This is a genomic window from Paeniglutamicibacter sp. GQ140, from assembly GCF_059759235.1.
The window spans coordinates 136,651-152,660 of sequence record NZ_JCAXDW010000004.1 but is presented as its reverse complement, the minus strand read 5'-3'; the positions used below and the strand labels follow the sequence as shown (position 1 = coordinate 152,660).

The 16,010-nt window shown below is 65.8% G+C and carries 15 protein-coding genes and 1 tRNA gene; 11 read left to right on the top strand and 5 right to left on the bottom strand.

All coding sequences use genetic code 11. The features are described 5' to 3' along the window. Positions 1-58 precede the first annotated feature (58 nt). Positions 59-1,576: a pyruvate kinase gene (gene pyk, locus AC6CHY_RS07410; RefSeq protein ID WP_498226341.1), complete on the top strand. Its 1,518-nt coding sequence runs from the start codon at positions 59-61 to the stop codon at positions 1,574-1,576. 86 nt (positions 1,577-1,662) lie between these two features. Here pyk and AC6CHY_RS07405 read toward each other — a convergent pair whose 3' ends face one another. Both AC6CHY_RS07405 and AC6CHY_RS07400 read right to left on the bottom strand, forming a co-directional pair. After that, positions 1,663-2,070, bottom strand: coding sequence for a RidA family protein (locus AC6CHY_RS07405; RefSeq protein WP_498226339.1), 408 nt, complete (start codon positions 2,068-2,070; stop codon positions 1,663-1,665). A gap of 229 nt (positions 2,071-2,299) precedes the next feature. After that, a tRNA-Leu gene (locus AC6CHY_RS07400) sits at positions 2,300-2,380 on the bottom strand. Positions 2,381-2,537: 157 nt separating this feature from the next. On the opposite strand from AC6CHY_RS07400, the gene AC6CHY_RS07395 reads away from it, so the two are divergent. The 3 genes from AC6CHY_RS07395 to AC6CHY_RS07385 all read left to right on the top strand — a co-directional run bounded on the left by AC6CHY_RS07395 (position 2,538) and on the right by AC6CHY_RS07385 (position 4,756). Further along, on the top strand, positions 2,538-3,158 hold the full coding sequence (locus AC6CHY_RS07395; protein WP_217387700.1) for an ANTAR domain-containing response regulator: 621 nt from the start codon (positions 2,538-2,540) through the stop codon (positions 3,156-3,158). A 187-nt stretch (positions 3,159-3,345) separates the two neighbouring features. Then, positions 3,346-4,278 carry an aldose 1-epimerase family protein gene (locus AC6CHY_RS07390; RefSeq protein ID WP_498226337.1) on the top strand — a complete coding sequence of 311 codons (933 nt, stop codon included), beginning with the start codon at positions 3,346-3,348 and terminating at the stop codon, positions 4,276-4,278. A gap of 49 nt (positions 4,279-4,327) precedes the next feature. Further along, positions 4,328-4,756, top strand: a complete 429-nt coding sequence (locus tag AC6CHY_RS07385; RefSeq protein ID WP_217387702.1) for a VOC family protein — start codon at positions 4,328-4,330, stop codon at positions 4,754-4,756. Between the two features lie 13 nt (positions 4,757-4,769). On the opposite strand, the gene AC6CHY_RS07380 is transcribed toward AC6CHY_RS07385, so the two are convergent. Next, entirely contained in the window at positions 4,770-5,390 is a 621-nt protein-coding gene (locus tag AC6CHY_RS07380) for an L-threonylcarbamoyladenylate synthase (RefSeq protein WP_217387703.1), read from the bottom strand. A gap of 347 nt (positions 5,391-5,737) precedes the next feature. Between AC6CHY_RS07380 and AC6CHY_RS07375 the strand changes: the two genes are divergently transcribed. The 3 genes from AC6CHY_RS07375 (at position 5,738) to AC6CHY_RS07365 (ending at position 7,894) form a co-directional block, all read left to right on the top strand. Continuing rightward, complete coding sequence (locus AC6CHY_RS07375; protein ID WP_498226335.1) at positions 5,738-6,943, top strand: inorganic phosphate transporter; 1,206 nt, start codon at positions 5,738-5,740, stop codon at positions 6,941-6,943. Next, positions 6,943-7,182, top strand: a complete 240-nt coding sequence (locus tag AC6CHY_RS07370) for a hypothetical protein (protein WP_217387705.1) — start codon at positions 6,943-6,945, stop codon at positions 7,180-7,182. The genes AC6CHY_RS07375 and AC6CHY_RS07370 overlap by 1 nt, the downstream gene beginning before the upstream one ends. Positions 7,183-7,330: 148 nt before the next feature. After that, positions 7,331-7,894, top strand: coding sequence for a dihydrofolate reductase family protein (locus AC6CHY_RS07365; protein WP_498226333.1), 564 nt, complete (start codon positions 7,331-7,333; stop codon positions 7,892-7,894). On the opposite strand, the gene AC6CHY_RS07360 is transcribed toward AC6CHY_RS07365, so the two are convergent. After that, positions 7,891-8,460 carry a P-loop NTPase family protein gene (locus AC6CHY_RS07360; protein ID WP_217387707.1) on the bottom strand — a complete coding sequence of 190 codons (570 nt, stop codon included), beginning with the start codon at positions 8,458-8,460 and terminating at the stop codon, positions 7,891-7,893. The genes AC6CHY_RS07365 and AC6CHY_RS07360 overlap by 4 nt on opposite strands. Then, on the bottom strand, positions 8,453-8,971 hold the full coding sequence (locus AC6CHY_RS07355; protein WP_336245027.1) for a hotdog fold thioesterase: 519 nt from the start codon (positions 8,969-8,971) through the stop codon (positions 8,453-8,455). The genes AC6CHY_RS07360 and AC6CHY_RS07355 overlap by 8 nt, the downstream gene beginning before the upstream one ends. Positions 8,972-9,056: 85 nt before the next feature. On the opposite strand from AC6CHY_RS07355, the gene polA reads away from it, so the two are divergent. The 4 genes from polA to rpsA all read left to right on the top strand — a co-directional run bounded on the left by polA (position 9,057) and on the right by rpsA (position 15,977). Further along, positions 9,057-11,678 (top strand): DNA polymerase I, encoded by a 2,622-nt coding sequence (gene polA, locus AC6CHY_RS07350; RefSeq protein ID WP_498226481.1) that lies wholly within the window; start codon positions 9,057-9,059, stop codon positions 11,676-11,678. Continuing rightward, entirely contained in the window at positions 11,678-12,973 is a 1,296-nt protein-coding gene (locus AC6CHY_RS07345; RefSeq protein WP_498226330.1) for a GNAT family N-acetyltransferase, read from the top strand. The genes polA and AC6CHY_RS07345 overlap by 1 nt, the downstream gene beginning before the upstream one ends. A 52-nt stretch (positions 12,974-13,025) precedes the next feature. Beyond that, entirely contained in the window at positions 13,026-14,321 is a 1,296-nt protein-coding gene (locus AC6CHY_RS07340) for a GNAT family N-acetyltransferase (protein WP_498226328.1), read from the top strand. A 189-nt stretch (positions 14,322-14,510) separates the two neighbouring features. Then, the gene (gene rpsA / locus AC6CHY_RS07335; RefSeq protein ID WP_217387712.1) at positions 14,511-15,977 is read left to right on the top strand and encodes a 30S ribosomal protein S1; all 1,467 of its coding nucleotides are present in this window, start codon (positions 14,511-14,513) and stop codon (positions 15,975-15,977) included. The last annotated feature ends 33 nt before the right edge of the window (positions 15,978-16,010 follow it).

Genomic DNA, 16,010 nt, shown 5'->3' with positions numbered 1-16,010 from the left:
CACCTCTTATGCGGTGTTTTCCCGACCTGAGAAATGGAAAGGCAGATAGGCTAACCGTATGAGACGCGCAAAGATTGTGGCCACTTGGGGCCCGGCGATCGGCACCTACGACAAGACATTGGCAGTGCTCAAGGCGGGCGTGGATGTCGCCCGTTTGAACATGAGCCACGGGGACCACTCGATGCATGCCGAGAACCTCGGCAACGTGCGGGCGGCCGCCGAGGAACTGGGCCGGCCGGTCGGCATCTTTGCCGACCTGCAGGGACCCAAGATCCGTCTGGGTCGGTTCGTGGACGACGCCAAGCACATGCTGCACGTAGGCGACATGTTCACCATCGTGATCGCCGATGTACTGGGCGACGGAACCTTCTGCTCCACGACGTTCAAGGGCCTGCCGCAGGACGTCAACGTGGGCGACATCCTCTTGATCAACGACGGCAAGGTCGCCTTGCGCGCCACCGCCGTCGATGACGAGAAGGTTGTCACCGAGGTCGTCGTGGGCGGGGAGGTGTCCAACAACAAGGGCATCAACCTGCCCGGGGTCGCGGTCAACGTCCCGGCGTTGAGCGAGAAGGACGAGGAGGACCTGCGCTGGGCCATTCGGGCCGGCGTCGACATGGTTGCCCTGTCCTTCGTGCGCAATGCCTCCGACATCCAGCGCGTCCACGAGATCATGGACGAGGAGGGCCGCCGCCTTCCGGTGATCGCGAAGGTCGAGAAGCCGCAGGCGGTGGACGCCATCGAGGAAATCATCGACGCCTTCGACGCGATCATGGTCGCCCGTGGCGACCTGGGCGTGGAGCTTCCCCTCGAGGAGGTCCCGCTGGTGCAGAAGCGTGCCATTGAACTGGCGCGCCGCTGGGCCAAGCCGGTCATCGTGGCCACCCAGGTGCTCGAATCCATGATCGAGTCCCCGACGCCCACCCGCGCCGAGGCCTCCGACTGCGCCAACGCCGTGCTGGACGGCGCCGATGCGGTCATGCTTTCGGGCGAGACCAGCGTGGGCGAATACCCCATCGAGACCGTCGAGACCATGGCACGGATCATTTCCTCCACGGAAACCCACGGCCTGGACCGCATTCCGCGCCTGGGCTCCAAGCCCAAGACCCGTGGCGGCGCGATCACCCGCGCTGCGGTGGAGATCGCCGACCAGCTGGATGCCAAGTACATCGTGGCCTTCACCCAGTCCGGCGACTCGGCCCGGCGCCTGTCCCGCCTGCGCCCCAAGCGCCCGGTGCTGGCCTTCACGCCGCTGCCGCAGACGTACAACATCATGACGCTGATGTGGGGCATCCAGCCGCGCCTGGTCGAGTACGCGGACCACACCGACAAGATGACCGCACAGGTTGACCGCGCGCTGCTGGCCGAGGGCCTGGCCGAGATCAACGACATCGTCTGCATCGCCGCCGGTTCCCCTCCGGGACAAGCCGGTTCCACCAACTCGCTGCGCATCCACAAGGTCGGCGACCTTGCGGATGCAGGCCAGCTCGGTGACGGCAAGCCGATGCCGACCCGTGAGAAGGTCGGTCCGTGGGACTCGGAAAACGTCGCGGGTTCCGAGGCGCTCTCCATCTAGACTGGGACTGGCACAGGCCGGATCTTCAACGCGGTTCCCTTGGGGGACTGCGATGAAGATCCGGCCTTTGTGCCTTGCACCCCTGGTTAGTCCAGGACCGCGGCGATGGCCTCGATTTCCACGAGCTGGTGGTCGTACCCGAGGACGGTGGTGCCCATCAACGTGCTGGGGACCTCGTGGTCTCCAAAAGCGGCACGAACGACTTCCCATGCCGCAACGAGGTCCCCTTGTTTTGCGGAGGCAACCAGCACACGCGTGGATATGACGTCGGTCAGGCTTGCGCCGGCCGCTTCCAGTGCGATGTTCATGTTCCGGATGCATGTGGCCGCCTGCGCGGCGTAGTCGCCGATTCCGGCGGTGCTTCCATCCTCATTGAGCGGGCAGGAACCAGCGAGGAAAATCAGGCGTGCGTTGGCCGGCGCCGTGGCGGCATACGCATATTGCGCAACGTCGCTGAGTTGCGGGGACCTAATCAATGAGACTGCGCTGGGCATTGTGCTCCTATGGGTGAGGGACGCATTCGGGGAGATTGCCTCAAGCCTAGCCATGGTGGTTCCGGACGTCACGGCGGGTCCGGTGATGGCCACGTGGCGATCGGGGCCTTTTTCAGGTTTCCCTTCGGCACGCCCCCTCGGGGGAGACGCCCGGCGACAAGCCGGACCGCGGTGCAGACAAAGAAAAAGGCCCCGATCCCTTGTGAAACAGGGGATCGGGGCCGAAATGTGCCCGAGGTGGGACTCGAACCCACACACCTTTCGATACTGCATTTTGAGTGCAGCGCGTCTACCATTCCGCCACTCGGGCGGGCACATTCGGAAGCAGCGAGAATAAGCGTAGCCGATAATAGCTTTGCGCTGAAATCCTCGCGTCCTTGCGGTTATCCACTGTACATGCAGATAGGCTTAACGACGAAACCGAGTATTGATGATGTCCCCGGTCACGCCGGGATTGAAGGAGCACGATGAGCGACCTGCCCGAAGTAACCCGTATTGAGGCCGAGCCCAACACCGGCGCGCCCCGCCGCGTCATTGTCGCCGAGGACGAGACCCTGATTCGCCTGGACATTGTCGAGATCCTGCGCGGAGAGGGCTACGAGGTCGTTGCGGAGGCAGACAACGGGGAAAAGGCCATCGAGCTGGCCCGGGAACACAAGCCCGACCTGGTGCTGATGGACGTCAAGATGCCGGTCATGGACGGCATTACCGCCGCCGAGACCATCGTCAGGGAGCGCATTGCCCCGGTCGTCCTGTTGACCGCCTTCAGCCAGAAGGAACTGGTGGAGCGCGCCCGCGAGGCCGGAGCCATGGCCTACGTCGTCAAGCCCTTTACCCCGGCCGACCTGGTCCCCGCCATCGAGATCGCGATTTCCCGGCACGAGGAGATCCGCGCCCTTGAAAAGGAAGTCGGAGACCTCACCGAGCAGTTCGCGACCCGCAAGCTTGTGGAGCGCGCCAAGAGCCTGCTGACCGAGAAGATGGGACTGACCGAACCAGAGGCATTCCGCTGGATCCAGAAGACCTCCATGGACCGCCGCCTGTCCATGCGCGAAGTCGCCGAGACGGTCATCGACCAGGTCAAGTAACCACGCACGAAACTTGCTCCAACCATGCGCCAGCGGGGTCGCGCGGACCACTCGATGGTTCACGCGACCCCGCTTTTGTTCCGGGCCCCCTGAAACAACGGGCGAGGGTTGGACAGGCTTCCATCCAGGCCACATGACAGTGGACCGCCGCGACGAAAGGCCCTTCATGACAGAGCAGGGTTCCCCGATGGGTGAACGATTCGTACTCGCCGGGACCATCGCCGGACGCAGCCAGCACGCGGTGGTGAACCAGGTCGGGGCGTCGCTGCGCAGGCTGGTGATTGACGGAGTCGAGCTGGTCCATGACTATCCCGGGAATATCGCCGCGCCCTCCGCTGCCGGAGTGGTCCTGGTGCCATGGCCGAACCGGGTGGCCGGAGGGACCTGGACCTATGAGGGCGCGGAGGAACGGCTCGCGGTCACGGAGCCGGCTCGGGGCAACGCCATCCACGGCCTGTTGCGGCACAGCAGCTATCGCGAGGTCGGGCGGACCGAAGGCAGCGTGGTGCTGGCGGCGGAAATTTCCGCGGCGCCGGGGTACCCCTTCGAGTTGGCCACGTCCGTGCGCTACGAATTGGTGGCGGACGGCTTGCGGGTAACCCACCGGCTGGAAAACCTCGGAGACCGGAAGGCTCCGGTCGCCGTCGGCGCCCACCCCTACCTGCGGGTCGGTGATACTCCGGCGGCGGACCTGAAACTGCTGGTCAACGCCGAACGGCACCTGGAGGTGGACGGATCCATGATCCCCACCGGCGGGCAGGACCCGGTGGCCGGGACGCGCTACGACTATCGCCAGGGCCGGCCGCTCAACGATGTCGCGCTGGACGACACCTGGAGCGAACTGTCCCGCGGCCCCGACGGAAACACGAGGCACTCCCTGGAGGCCCCCGACGGCAGCCGTGTGGAATTGCACATGGACGCGAACTACGGTTTCATCCAGGTGTTCACCGCCCCGGCATTCCCTGGTCCTTCCGGACCGGTGCGCGCCGTGGCCATGGAGCCAATGACCGCGCCGGCGAACGCCTTCAACAACGGGCTGGGCCTGCGCTGGCTGGCGCCGGGCGAAGTGTGGGAAAGTTCGTGGGGGATCAGGCACATCACCGCGACCGGTCCCCGATGAATAATGGTTCCAAGACCCTGTACACCCCGTGGAAGGAAACCGAAGCCCGATGAAAACCCAAGGTGTTGTCCTGAGCCTGGCCGTGGCGGATGCCGGTCGCTCCCTGGCCTTTTACCGGGACGTCGTGGGAATCGAAAGCGCCAGGCTGGAGATGGGCATGGTCTGCCTGGAGCTGCCGGGGATGACGATTTTCCTGGCCGAGACCGAGGCGTTCACCAAGTACTCGCGCGAGGCCAAGCGCACGCCATTGCTCCCGGTTCCGGCCACCGACGCCTTCCTCAGCTGCGCCATCGCCACCGTCGCCGAGGTCGATGAGATTATTGCCGCGGTATCCGCTTCAGAAGGGAAGGGCTTCGTGCCCCGCTCGATCGGGCACACCAGCGGCCGGCTGCAGTATGTCGGGACCTTCACCGATCCGGACGGCCACCTCTGGCAGTTGGCGTGCAACCTCACCGACACCCGGGGCGAACCAATCTAGGGGCGCCCCCGTGCTATTCGAAGCGCGAGGGGTCGCCCAGGCCGACGCGGGCAACGACTGCCTCGCCGCTGGAATAATCGATGACCGTGGTGGGTTCGATGCCACATTCACCGGAATCGATGACCCCCTCGACCACGTGGTCAAGGGCCTCCTTGATTTCCCATCCCTGGGTCATCGGGTCCTCTTCGCCCGGAAGCAACAAGGTGCTGGAGAGCATGGGCTCGCCCAGTTCCTCCAGCAGGGCGCGGACCACCGGGTTGTCGGGGATGCGCACGCCAATCGTCTTCTTCTTGGCATGCATCAGTCGCCGCGGCACCTCCTTGGTCGCCGGGAGGATGAAGGTGTAGCTGCCCGGGGTGACCGCCTTGATGTTGCGGAACACCTGGTTGTTGACCTCCACGTATTGGCCCAACTGGGCAAAGTCCTTGCAGACGAGTGTGAAGTGGTGCTTGTCGCCGACCTGGCGGATGGTCCGGATGCGGTCCAGCGCCTCGTGGTTGCCGATCTGGGCGCCCAGCGCGTAGCAGGAATCCGTGGGGTACGCGATCAGCCCGCCGTTGCGTATCAGGTCAACGGCCTGTGCAATCGCACGTGGCTGCGGGTTATCGGGGTGAACGTCAAAGAATCTGGCCATTTCACGAGCTTACGGCCCCGCGCCAATTCACGCACCCGAAACACCGGGATAGCCACCTGGATCATTGCCGGCGACCGGCTGCTCGCAACGGTGCCGCACCTCGCACGACCGGGTCAAGTCGTTCGTGAAGTCGCTCACGTCGCTGCGGCCTGGTCCCCGCGCCATGCCTGACCACGGGGCAAGCAAGGGCGTTGATCCACGCTGCGTGAATTGACTAGTTCGAAGCAGGCCATATGATGAATCTGCGACTTAGGTGAACGGAACCCCAACATTGGGTAAACAATGAGGGCATCCGGAGCAACCAGCGCGACTCGGCCCTCGCCCGCAATCCCACGATTGGTTTATACATGGATCTGACGCTTATCGTCGTCCTGGTCATTGCACTTGCCCTGTTCTTTGATTTCACCAATGGCTTCCATGACACCGCAAACGCGATGGCCACGCCCATCGCCACCGGTGCCATCAAGCCGAAGACCGCAGTCGCGCTGGCCGCGGTCCTGAACCTCGTTGGTGCCTTCCTCTCGACGGAGGTCGCCAAGACCATATCCGGCGGCATCATCAAGGAAGGCGGGGAAACCGGTGTGCAGATCATGCCGGCCATGATCTTCGCCGGCCTGATGGGCGCCGTCGTCTGGAACATGATCACCTGGCTGCTGGGCCTGCCGTCCAGCTCCTCGCACGCCCTCTTCGGCGGGCTCATCGGCGCCGCGATCGTGGGCGCCGGATTCGGTGCCATCGACTACAACGTGCTGATGTCCAAGGTGCTGCTTCCGGCACTCGTGGCTCCCGTGATCGCGGGAACCTCGGCATATCTTTGCACGAAGCTCGCCTACTCCGTGACCAAGCGCCAGTCAGGCCTGGCATCCCCGAAGCGCGGCGGATTCCGTTACGGACAGATCTTCTCCTCCTCGCTCGTGGCACTGGCCCACGGCACCAACGACGCACAGAAGACCATGGGCGTCATCACCCTGACCCTGGTCGCCTCGGGACTGCAGGATTCCGGCACCGGCCCCCACTTCTGGGTCATCGCCTCCTGTGCCCTGGCCATAGCGCTGGGAACCTACATGGGCGGCTGGCGCATCATCCGCACCATGGGCTCCGGCCTGACCGACGTCAAGCCCGCCCAGGGCTTCGCCGCCGAAACGTCCACCGCCGCCGCCATCCTGGCTTCCTCGCACCTGGGCTTCGCCCTGTCGACCACGCAGGTCGCCTCCGGATCGGTGATCGGTTCCGGACTGGGCCGCAAGGGAGCGGAGGTCCGCTGGGGAACCGCGGGCCGCATCGCCCTGGGCTGGCTCTTTACGCTTCCGGCCGCGGGGATCATCGGCGCAGCAGCCGCAGCACTTGCCCACTTCGGCACCGGCGGACTGGTCATCGTGACCATTCTGGGAGTTGGCTCCCTGCTGGTGATCTGGGTGCTCTCGCGCCGTGAACTCGTGGGCCACAACAACGCGATCAGTGATGTGGATGTCTCCGGGGCCGCAGTGAACATCCCCAGCAAGAAGCAGCGCCGCAAGATGGAGCGCGCCAAGGCCGAGCAGGAGGTCAAGTAATGACAATTCAGTGGGATGCATTCCTGATCGTCGCCGTGACCACCTGGGTCTCCGCACTTTTCATCGTCGGTGCATACTCCCTGGGCGTGCGCATGCTTGCCGTTGGTGAGGATGCCAAGCGCTCGGCCATGCCTGCCAGGCTTGCGGCCTACGGCTGCTTCGCGCTGTGCGGCATCGTGGTCATCTTCGGCATCATTCTCATCGTGCCGTCGCTCAGCGAAAGAATCCTCGGCGCCTGAGCAACAACACGACTGCGAATTCGCCCGCCCGGATCCAAGGATCCGGGCGGGCGAATGGCGTTAACGCCCGTCGGCACCGTCCGTCAGCCGGGGAAACCCCGTGGCGAATGCCTTCGACGGCGGCGCCTGCGTGGTTAGGATGGGCACCATGACGCAATTTAGGTATTACGTGGCAGCCTCGGCAGATGGCTACATTGCCGATGAAAACGAGCGACTCGACTGGCTCATGGACTTTGACGGCTTCGCCGGCCAAACCGAAAGCTACGATGCGTTCATGGCGGAAATCGGTGCAATCGCCATGGGGGCGGACACCTATTCCTGGATGCTCAATGAGATACGCGAGGAATGGCCCTACAAGGGGCTGCCGGTCTGGGTCTTCGCGCACCGAGAACTCGCCGCCTTCCCGGGAGCGGATCTGACCTTCGTCCGGGGGGACGTGACCGAATGGGCGGGGGACATCGCCCGCAGCGCCAACGGCAAGGACGTCTGGGTCGTGGGCGGCGGCTCGCTGGCCGGGCAGTTCGTGGACGAGGGACTGCTCGACGAGGTTCTGCTCTATTCCATGCCGGTCCTGCTCGGTGGCGGGCGGCCGCTCTTTGCCATGCGCGGAACCGCAAGGCTCAACCCGACATACACACGCGAATATCCCGGCGGGATCCGGGAGACCCGCTACGCGGTGAAGAAGGCCCCCGGGCAGAGCCGCGAATACTAGGAACCCGGCGCGCGCCGATGCGCCTCCAACCCCGCGAGCCACCGTTCGGTTTCCCGGGGGCTGGAAAAACGCCTGACGCGCTCGGGCCCCAGTGCGTCTACCAGCTCACGCATGTTCCGGCGCTTCGCACCGAAGGTCTTGAAGTGCCAGAGCACGATGGAGTCGCGGTCCAGGACCCTTCCCCAGGTCTCAAAGTTGCCATTGCACACCGGTTCGCGGTGCCTGATTCGTGTCGCGGTGCGCAGCAGAAGCCGAAACAACGAGACGGCGCGCGGGTAGTCAAGACAGACGATGAGATCGCAGCGCTCAATGATGTCCTGTCGATAGTGGCCATAAGCCGAATCAAAGATCCACCGAGGGGCGGCGGCGGCCTCCAGTGCAAGGGCCTTCTGCTCCTCCGGGTCGCGCTGCACCCAGCCGGGCAGCCACCCGATCTCCTCGTCCACATAGTGCACCGGTATCTGCAGGATGCGGCCAAGGTCCCGCGCGAGCGTGGATTTTCCGCTTCCGGTGACACCGTGGCAGAGAATGCGTTCAGGGGCATTCCGCTCCGGGGGATTAGCCATCCAGCAGCATGTTGGTGATGCGCGAGGTGCACAGGCGCCGGCCGGCCTCGTCGCTGATGACGATTTCATGGGTGGTCAAGGTGCGGCCCAGATGGATCGGCGTGCACACGCCGGTCACCAGCCCGCTGACCCCGGCGCGGTGGTGCGTGGCGGAAATATCCACGCCGACCGGCTTCTTCGCGCCCTTCCCGTGCACTGCAGCGGCAAAGGATCCCAGCGTCTCGGCCAACGCCACCGATGCGCCACCGTGCAGGATGCCGGCGACCTGTTGGTTGCCTTCGACGGGCATGGTGGCGACCACGCGGTCACGCGTGATTTCCGAAAAATGGATCCCCAGCTTCTCCACCAGCGGCCCGACGCCGTGGCTTGCCAGCATCGGCCACATTGCCTCCGGAACCCCGTGCTCGGAGAGTTGCCGGGCAAAGGGATTGCCCCGGTTCGCCCCGTTGGAGGCAAAGGTGCCAGATGTCTCGAGTGCCGACGCGTTGTCTTCAGTGAAATTATTGCCCATGCCAACTAGGCTGGCACCTGTGAGCGAATCAACCAAACTTGTGGCAACCGATCCCCAGCGCCTGCTCGTCATTGACGGGCACTCCATGGCCTTCCGTGCCTTCTACGCCTTGCCGGCGGAAAACTTTTCAACCGACACCGGCCAGTACACCAACGCCGTGCACGGATTCGTGTCGATGCTGCTGACCATGATTCGGCAGCAGAAGCCCACCCACGTGGCGGTTGCCTTCGACCTTGACACCCCCACGTTCCGCTCACTGGAATACACCGAGTACAAGGGCGGGCGCAACAAGACACCCGAGGAATTCCACGGCCAGATCGACCTGATCCGCAAGGTCATGGAAGCCATGAACATCCCGTCCATTTCCATGGACGGCTACGAGGCCGACGACATCCTCGCCACCCTGGCCGCCAAGGGCGAGGCGGCGGGCTTCGAGGTCCTGGTGGTCTCCGGGGACCGCGACGCCTTCCAGATGATCACCGAGAAGACCCTGGTGCTCTACCCCAAGAAGGGCATCTCCGACATTCCGCCCATGGACGGCGACGCGGTCGAGGCCAAGTACTTCGTGCGACCCGAACAATACTCGGACCTTGCGGCGCTGGTCGGCGAGACCGCCGACAACCTCCCGGGTGTTCCCGGGGTCGGCCCGAAGACCGCGGCCAAGTGGATCAACCTCTATGGTGGCCTGCCGGGCATCCTGGAAAACATCGATGCCATCAAGGGCAAGGTCGGCGACTCGCTGCGCGAGCATGTGGACAACGTCACCCGCAACCGCCGCCTGAACCACCTGCTGCGCGACCTTGAGCTGCCGGTGGCCTTCGAGGCGATGGTCCTGGACCGCCCGAACCGCGAGGCCATCGAGGAGCTGTTCGACGCACTGCAGTTCAACACCCTGCGCAAGCGCCTCTTCGACCTCTTTGGCGACGATCCGCAGGACGCCGCCGAGGAGGCGGAGATCCCCGCCCACGAGCTGCTCGGCGATGCCGCCGCACTCGAGGCGTGGTTCGCCGCCCACGGCGGGCAGCTGCTGGGCCTGCACGCGTCCACCGTCGGCGGCACCGACGTGGCGGGGCTGGCGTTCGCCTCGAACGATGCCACCGCGTTCGTCTCGCTCGAGGAAATCGACGGGGAAACCGAGGGTGCACTGGCCAAGGTGCTCTCCTCGGTGAGCCATTCCAAGGCGGTGCATGACTTCAAGGGCACCTACAAGCTGCTGAAGAACCGGGGGCTGGAGCTGGCCGGGGTCGTGGACGACACCATGATCACCGCATACCTGATCCAGCCGGACCGCCGCAGCCACGAGTTGCCCGACATCGCCCAGCAGCACCTGCGGATCGCGCTGGATGATTCCAAGGCGCAGGCCAATGGCCAGTTGGCCCTGGACTTCGAGGGCCCGGACCTGGCAACCCCGGCGGTCCGCGCCGCCCACGTGGTGCGCTCCCTGAGCCTGCATTTGGCGGGCATGCTGGTCGAGCGCGGGGGAGAGAACCTGCTCAAGGACCTGGAAATGCCGCTCTCGCTGGTCCTGGCCCGCATGGAAATGGCTGGCATCTGCATCGACTCCGCCAAGCTCGACGGCCTCTACGAAGACTTCACCGCGACCATCAACCAGGCCACCGAAGAGGCCTATGCGGCCATCGGCCACGAGGTCAACCTCTCCAGCCCCAAGCAGCTGCAGGTGGTGCTCTTCGAGGAACTCGACCTGCCCAAGACCAAGAAGATCAAGACCGGCTTCACCACCGACGCCGAGTCCCTGCAGGACCTGCTGGTCAAGACCGGGCACCCGTTCCTGGTGGCGCTGATGGCCTACCGCGACGCCACCAAGCTGCGCCAGACCGTCGAGGGCCTGCGCAAGGCCGTGGCCTCCGACGGCCGCATCCACACCACCTACGCGCAGACCGTCGCCGCCACCGGGCGGCTGTCCTCGCTGAACCCGAACCTGCAGAACATCCCGGTGCGCTCCGAGGAAGGCAGGCGCATCCGCGAGGTCTTCGTCGTCGGCGAGGGCTACGAGACCCTGCTGACCGCCGACTACTCGCAGATCGAAATGCGCATCATGGCGCACCTCTCCGAGGACGAGGGCCTGATCCAGGCCTACCAGGACGGCGAGGACCTGCACCGCTTCGTCGGCTCCCACGTCTTTGGCGTCGAGCCGGCGGAGGTCACCTCCGAGATGCGCTCCAAGGTCAAGGCCATGAGCTACGGCCTGGCCTACGGGCTGAGCTCCTTCGGGCTGTCCAAGCAGCTGAAGATCTCCGTCGACGAGGCCCGCACGCTGATGAAGGACTACTTCGCCCGCTTCGGGGCGGTGCGCGACTACCTGCGCGCCGTGGTGGACCAGGCACGCAAGGACGGCTACACCGAGACCATCTTTGGGCGCCGCCGCTACCTGCCGGAGCTTGCCAGCGACAACCGCCAGCTGCGCGACATCGCCGAGCGCGCCGCGCTGAACGCCCCGATCCAGGGCTCGGCCGCGGACATCATCAAGCGCGCGATGCTCGGGGTCGAGGAGGGCCTGGCCGAGGCCGGCCTGAAGTCCCGCATGCTGTTGCAGGTCCATGACGAACTCGTCCTCGAGGTCGCCGCCGGCGAGCTGGAAACCGTGGAAAGGATCGTGCGGGAGAAGATGGGCGCCGCCGCCGAGCTCAAGGTGCCCCTCGACGTGCACGTGGGCATCGGCACGTCCTGGCAGGACGCCGGGCACTAATGTTCGACCGGCCGCTGCGCATCGAGGAGGTCCCGCTGGCACGCGACGCCGACACCGGCGCCGCGTCCGGCGGGTATGCCGCCTGGCTGAACACCGGCTGGGAGGGGTTCCACCAGCAGCCCGCCACGGCGGACCAGCTGGAGCAAATGCTGCAAGCCCACGAGATCGATGCGCGGGTGCTCACCGGGGTCTACGACGACTCCCTGCCCGCCGACCTGGTGGACCCGCTGCTGCCGGTGGCCACCTACGCCAGCTTCGCCAAGACGCTGAACATCGGGGCGGGCCTGGTTCCCGCGCACCTGGTCACCCTGGTCACGGTGCGCCCCACGCACCGGCGCCGCGGCATCCTGCGCGAGCTGATGACCGGGGACCTTGCCCGGGCCAAGGCCGCGGGATTCCCCGTCGCGGCACTGACCGCGTCCGAGGCGACGATCTACGGCCGGTTCGGCTTCGGCCGGGTCACCGAGCAGCAGACCCTGCACCTGGACGTCCGCGGGGAGGTGGGCTTCCACGCTGCCCCCGTCGGTTCGGTGGTCCAGGTCGCCCCGTCGGCACTGGCGGGAATCGCGCCCCGCGTGTTCGAGGCCTTCCACGCTTCCCGCCGCGGCTCGGTCGGCCGCCAGGAGGCCTACCTCCGCCACGCCACCGGGCGCTGGGGCCAAGAGGGCCCGGACCCCGATCCGAAGCTGCGCGCCGCCGTGTACCGGGACGACGCGGGGGAGATCCAGGGCTACGTGACCTACGCCTTCGACGGCTGGGACGCCAAGCCCCTCACACTCAACGTCCGCGACCTCGTGGCCACCGGCGATCCTGCCCGGCGCGAGCTGTTCCGCTTCCTGTCCCGCATCGACCTCATCGAGCGGGTCAGCCACCCCTACGCCGCGGCAAACGACCCGCTGGGCTGGGCGCTGGAAGACCCCGCGAGGATCAGCTACAGCGGGCGCCAGCACGGCCTGTGGGTGCGCGTGCTCGATGTCCCCGCGGCCTTCGCCGCCCGGGAGTACCGCGGATCGGGGAACTTCACGCTGCGCGTTTCCGACCCGCAGTCCCTGGTCGCCGGCAGCTACGCGTTCGAGATCCGCGACGGCCGGGCAACCGTCACGCCGGTGGCCGGCGACGCGCCGGCCGACCTCTGCTGCGGCGCACCCGCCCTGGGTCCGCTGCTGCTGGGCGCCTGCGGGGTCGGGGACCTGGTCTCCGCCGGAGTGCTGGAAACCTCCGGGGCCGCCCCGGCGGCCACGCTTGCCGCCCTGCTGGACCTGCCCGGCGTGCCACACGCCATCAACGGCTTCTAGGAACGATCCGCCACCACGTCCCCCCCCCAACCCCGGAAGGCAGCCCACGAGCATGAGCGACAACTCCGCGATCCGCGTTGAACGATTCGAACCCGAGCTCATCGACGGAGTCCCGGCCGCCGCAACCCTCGACTTCCTGAGGGCCGTCAGCCGCGGATTCCACGAATCGCAGCTGGACGCCGACGACCTGGGGGTGCTGGCGGGGCTGGAAATCTCGGACAACACGGTGTTCACCGCCGTCTACGACGAGGCGGCCGTGCAGCCCTCCCTGCACGCCGATGCCCCCGTCGCCACCTACGCGGCCTTCCCCGGAACGCTGAATATCGGCGGCGGAAACCTGATGCCGGTGCACCAGATCACCTCGGTCACCGTCAGCCCCACGCACCGCCGCCGCGGCCTGCTGCGCCGGATGATCACCCCTGACCTCGAAAGGGCCCGCGAGTCAGGTGCCGTGTTCGCCGCATTGACGGCCTCGGAGGCCACCATCTACGGACGTTTCGGGTTCGGCCGGGCCACGCAGCGGGCCCGGTTCAAGCTCAAGACCGACCAGGGCGTGCCCCTGCGCGGCCGCGCCGAGGGAAGCGTCGTCGCCGTTGCACCGGCCGAGCTGAAGAAATATGCCCCCGCGATCTTTGCCGCGGCGCATGCCCGCACGCTCGGTTCCATCAGCGCCACCCGGTTCGACGTGGGACAGGCCGCGGGCGAATGGGCTGACTACGACTCGCTCAAGCCGGTGCCCAACCTGCGCGCCGCCCTGCACCTGGATGCGCAGGGCAAGCCCGACGGATTCATGAGCTACCTGTTTTCCGGGTGGAAGGTGGAGCCGCCCACCATGGAGATCGGCCAGATGTGCACGGTGGGCGGTGCCGCGCGGCGCGAGCTGATCGCCTACCTGGGCGCCCACGACCTGGTGGAGAAGATCACCGGCCGCGGCCCGGTGGACGACGTGCTGCCCACCGCGCTGGAGAACGCCAGGGCGTACAAGGCAACCGCACTCGGCGACCACCTGTGGCTGCGCATCCTGGACCTTGAAACGGCGCTGACCGCGCGCACCTACGCCGGCGACGGGAGGATCGTGCTGCGCATCCGCGACTCGCTGGGCATGGCGGAGGGAACCTGGGAGCTGGCGGTCGAGGATTCCGCGGCCAGCGTGCGCCGGGCCCCGGAGGGCGTCGAACCCGCGGCGGGCCTCGATGTCCGCGATCTCGGCTCGCTGTATCTCGGCGGCTTCAGTGCCGCGCACCTGGCGGAGGCCGGCGTGCTTGAGGTCCACGACCCCGGGGCCGTGCGGATCCTCGACTCCCTCTTCGCCACCGCCACCGTTCCGTATTGCCAGGCCGATTTCTAGGCCTGCCGAGGACCCCGGCCCGGCTTGACAACCGAGGCGGTTCCCGTTTTGACCCTGCGGGCATGGAGGAATAGACTAAGGGGGCGTGTTTCGGCTATTGCCGTGCCCGCACCCAATCTAAATTCGGAATATGCCGGGGCTTCCGGCTGACCGACTCACACAGACTATCCACATCGGAGTCCCTACTACATGACCATCACCTCCAACGAGAAGACCAGTGCCCCGGTCGTTGCAATCAACGACATTGGCTCTGCTGAAGACTTCCTCGCTGCCGTCGACGCCACCATCAAGTACTTCAACGATGGCGACCTCGTCGAAGGCATCGTCGTCAAGGTTGACCGCGACGAAGTTCTGCTCGACATCGGTTACAAGACCGAAGGTGTCATCCCTTCCCGCGAACTTTCCATCAAGCACGATGTTGACCCGGGCGACGTTGTCGCCGTCGGCGACAACGTCGAGGCCCTCGTCCTTACCAAGGAGGACAAGGAAGGTCGTTTGATCCTGTCCAAGAAGCGCGCTCAGTACGAGCGTGCCTGGGGCGACATCGAGAAGATCAAGGAAGAGGACGGCGTCGTCACCGGCACCGTCATCGAGGTGGTCAAGGGCGGCCTTATCCTCGACATCGGCCTGCGCGGCTTCCTGCCGGCATCGCTTGTCGAAATGCGCCGTGTGCGCGATCTGGCTCCGTACATCGGCCAGGAAATCGAAGCCAAGATCATCGAGCTGGACAAGAACCGCAACAACGTTGTGCTGTCCCGCCGTGCATGGCTCGAGCAGACCCAGTCCGAGGTGCGCTCCACGTTCCTCAACAAGCTGGAAAAGGGCCAGGTTCGTCCCGGCGTCGTTTCCTCCATCGTCAACTTCGGTGCATTCGTGGACCTTGGCGGCGTAGACGGCCTCGTCCACGTTTCCGAGCTGTCCTGGAAGCACATCGACCACCCGTCCGAGGTTGTCGAAGTTGGCCAGGAAGTCACCGTCGAGGTTCTCGAGGTCGACCTGGACCGCGAGCGTGTTTCGCTCTCGCTCAAGGCCACCCAGGAAGATCCGTGGCAGACCTTCGCCCGCACCCACGCCCTCGGGCAGGTTGTTCCGGGTAAGGTCACCAAGCTTGTTCCGTTCGGTGCATTCGTGCGCGTCGAAGACGGAATCGAAGGCCTCGTGCACATCTCCGAGCTGGCCGTGCGCCACGTGGAGCTTGCAGAGCAGGTCGTCTCCGTTGGCGACGAGCTGTTCGTCAAGGTCATCGACATCGACCTCGAGCGTCGCCGCATCTCGCTGTCCCTCAAGCAGGCCAACGAGGGCGTCGATCCCGAAGGCACCGAATTCGATCCGGCACTCTACGGCATGGCCGCAGAGTACGACGAAGAGGGCAACTACAAGTACCCGGAGGGCTTCGACCCGGAGACCAACGAGTGGCTCGAAGGCTTCGAGACCCAGCGTTCGGCTTGGGAGCAGCAGTACGCTGACGCCCAGACCCGCTGGGAAGCCCACAAGAAGCAGGTTGCACAGCACCTTGCCGACGACGCTGCAGCAGAATCGGCTCCGGCCGAGTCCGCTTCCAGCAGCTACTCCTCGGATGCTCCGGCAACCGAGGCAGGCACCCTGGCATCCGACGAGGCCCTCGCAGCACTGCGCGAGAAGCTTGCCGGCGCCTAAGCCACACACTTTTGATGGATCACCGATCCACCT

Coding starts and splice junctions, on each gene's coding strand:
- pyk (WP_498226341.1), top strand. CDS start 59: ATGAGACGCGCAAAGATTGTGGCCACTTGGGGCCCGGCGATCGGCACC.
- AC6CHY_RS07405 (WP_498226339.1), bottom strand. CDS start 2,070: ATGCCCAGCGCAGTCTCATTGATTAGGTCCCCGCAACTCAGCGACGTT.
- AC6CHY_RS07395 (WP_217387700.1), top strand. CDS start 2,538: ATGAGCGACCTGCCCGAAGTAACCCGTATTGAGGCCGAGCCCAACACC.
- AC6CHY_RS07390 (WP_498226337.1), top strand. CDS start 3,346: ATGGGTGAACGATTCGTACTCGCCGGGACCATCGCCGGACGCAGCCAG.
- AC6CHY_RS07385 (WP_217387702.1), top strand. CDS start 4,328: ATGAAAACCCAAGGTGTTGTCCTGAGCCTGGCCGTGGCGGATGCCGGT.
- AC6CHY_RS07380 (WP_217387703.1), bottom strand. CDS start 5,390: ATGGCCAGATTCTTTGACGTTCACCCCGATAACCCGCAGCCACGTGCG.
- AC6CHY_RS07375 (WP_498226335.1), top strand. CDS start 5,738: ATGGATCTGACGCTTATCGTCGTCCTGGTCATTGCACTTGCCCTGTTC.
- AC6CHY_RS07370 (WP_217387705.1), top strand. CDS start 6,943: ATGACAATTCAGTGGGATGCATTCCTGATCGTCGCCGTGACCACCTGG.
- AC6CHY_RS07365 (WP_498226333.1), top strand. CDS start 7,331: ATGACGCAATTTAGGTATTACGTGGCAGCCTCGGCAGATGGCTACATT.
- AC6CHY_RS07360 (WP_217387707.1), bottom strand. CDS start 8,460: ATGGCTAATCCCCCGGAGCGGAATGCCCCTGAACGCATTCTCTGCCAC.
- AC6CHY_RS07355 (WP_336245027.1), bottom strand. CDS start 8,971: ATGGGCAATAATTTCACTGAAGACAACGCGTCGGCACTCGAGACATCT.
- polA (WP_498226481.1), top strand. CDS start 9,057: ATGGCCTTCCGTGCCTTCTACGCCTTGCCGGCGGAAAACTTTTCAACC.
- AC6CHY_RS07345 (WP_498226330.1), top strand. CDS start 11,678: ATGTTCGACCGGCCGCTGCGCATCGAGGAGGTCCCGCTGGCACGCGAC.
- AC6CHY_RS07340 (WP_498226328.1), top strand. CDS start 13,026: ATGAGCGACAACTCCGCGATCCGCGTTGAACGATTCGAACCCGAGCTC.
- rpsA (WP_217387712.1), top strand. CDS start 14,511: ATGACCATCACCTCCAACGAGAAGACCAGTGCCCCGGTCGTTGCAATC.